The sequence below is a fragment of the Streptomyces sp. NPDC003691 genome (genome assembly GCF_053981115.1).
This window is the reverse complement of record NZ_JBSFNQ010000214.1, coordinates 1-2,262: the sequence shown is the minus strand read 5'-3', so window position 1 is coordinate 2,262 and position 2,262 is coordinate 1. Positions and strand designations below refer to the sequence as shown.

Annotated in this window: 1 pseudogene; it reads left to right on the top strand. The window is 67.8% G+C overall.

Annotation, left to right across the window (positions count from 1 at the left end):
• A pseudogene (locus ACWDR0_RS34780) lies at positions 1 to 2,262 on the top strand (sugar-binding protein); the annotation flags it as partial.

Here is a 2,262-nt window from a genome sequence, read left to right as displayed (position 1 = left end):
TCAGCTGGTTCAACAAGTACGTCATCGCCAAGGTCGAGGAGCTGCCGAACGTCCGCGGCGTCCACCCGACCTCCACGACGTACGAGTACGACGAGGTCGACGCCGCCAAGCGCAAGGGCGCCGGCTGGGCGCTGAACCAGACGGAGTTCTCGAAGAAGAAGACCCGCACCTACGACCAGTGGCGCGGCTACGAGATCGTCCGCACCGTCTCCGGCGCCGACTCCACCCATGCGTACACCGGCAGTGAGCGCTCCATGTCGGAGACCCGCTACTTCCGCGGTATGGACGGCGACAAGCTGCCGGGCGCCGGGAACCCGGTACGCGACATCACGGTCAAGGACAGCAAGGGCGTCACCATCGCCAAGGACCTCTTCCCCTACCAGGGGCGGGTCGCGGAGACGCTGTCCTACACCAAGGCCGACGGTGTGGTGATCACGCGGGACGTGGACTACCCGAGGCACAAGGTCCTCGCGTCCCGGGTCCGCGGTGACGGCATCCCTGACCTCAGGGCCTATCGGGTCCTTGAGGACCGCAGCATCACCGTGAACCTGTCGTCGGGTACCCGGACGGACTCGAACCCCGCCACGGACGACGACGCACGCACCGAGCGGACGGTGGAGACCTCCACCGAGTACGAGAACACCCACGACCTGCCCGTCAGCGTCGAGAGCAAGGGCGATACCGGACGGTCCGGCGATGAGACCTGCTCGCGTATCGAGTACGTACACAACACGGCCAAGCATCTGATCGGCCTGTCGAAGCAGGCGCTGACGACGGCGGGGCTGTGCCCGGCCGCCGGTACCGAGCCGGCCGCTTCCGCCTGGATCTCCGGATCGCGGGTCGCGTACGACAACCTCGCCTACGGTGCCGCGCCGACGGATGGTCTCGCCACCACGACGTGGACCGTCGCCAAGGACGGCGGCGCGTGGGACAAGGACTCCGAGGTCGCCTACGACAGCCTCGCCCGCCCGGTCAGCACCACGGACGCGGCGAACAGCACCAGCACCACCGAATACCTCCCGGCCACCGGCCAGGTCTATTCGGTGAAGACGAAGAACGCCAAGCAGCACACCTCCACCAGCGAGGTCGAGCCCGGCCGGGCCACCGCACTGAAGGAGACCGACCCCAACGGCCGGACCACCACCTTCGAGTACGACGGCCTCGGCCGGACCGTGAAGGCCTGGGGCCCGACCGACACCGCGGGCCGGCCCGCGGCGATCTTCACCTACCACGCCAAGCCCGGCGACCCGGTCTCGGTGAAGTCCGAGCTGCTCAAGGAAGGCGAAGGATCGGACTACGTCTCTTCCTACGTCTTCTACGACGGGCTGGGCCGTGAGCGGCAGAAGCAGGACCCGGCCGTCGGCAAGGGCCGTCTGATCACGGACATCTTCTACGGTCCGAACGGCACGATCAGCCGCACCAACAACGGCTACTACTCCGGCAGCGACCCGCAGCCGGTCATGTACGAGCCCACCGACGCCTCCGACACCAAGATCCCCAACGCCACCCTCTACAAGTACGACGGCCTGGGGCGGGTACTTCAGGAGACTCCGTACGAGGCCGGCGTGGAGAAGCCGGAGAAGGCGACCCGCTCGGAGTTCGGCTACGACTACTCCGTGGCGATCGAGCCCACCGGCGCCGCCTCCCAGCGCTCCTACAGCGACGCCCTCGGCCGCACCGTCCGGGTCGACACCTTCACCGACCCCGCACGGACCGCGTTCCGCTCCACCGCGTTCGCCTACGACGCCCGCGGCGACATGACGTCCGCCAAGGACCCCAAGGGCAACACCTGGTCCTGGACCTACGACGCCCGCGGACGGACGAAGTCCGTCACCGATCCGGATACCGGCACCAGCACCACCGAGTACGACAACGCCGACCGGCCCGTCCTGACCACCGACGCCCGGGGCGTCACGGTGTGGTCGAAGTACGACGAGCTGGGCCGCCCGCTGGAGCAGCGCCTCAACAACAGCACCGGCAACTACCTCCAGACCAGCACCTACGACACCATCGCGGGCGCCGTCGGACTGCCGGCGTCGATGACGCGTTACACCGACAACCTTCCGTACACCACCGCCATCACCAGCTACACGGCCGACTACCAGCCCACCGGTACCAAGCTGACGCTCCCGGAGTCCGTGGCCACCGCCCATGGTCTCCAGCAGAACTACTCCTACACCTTCGGGTACACCAAGGGTGGTCAGCACCGGGAGACGATGCTTCCGGCGGCGGGTGCGCTGGCGGCGGAGAAGATCATTACGC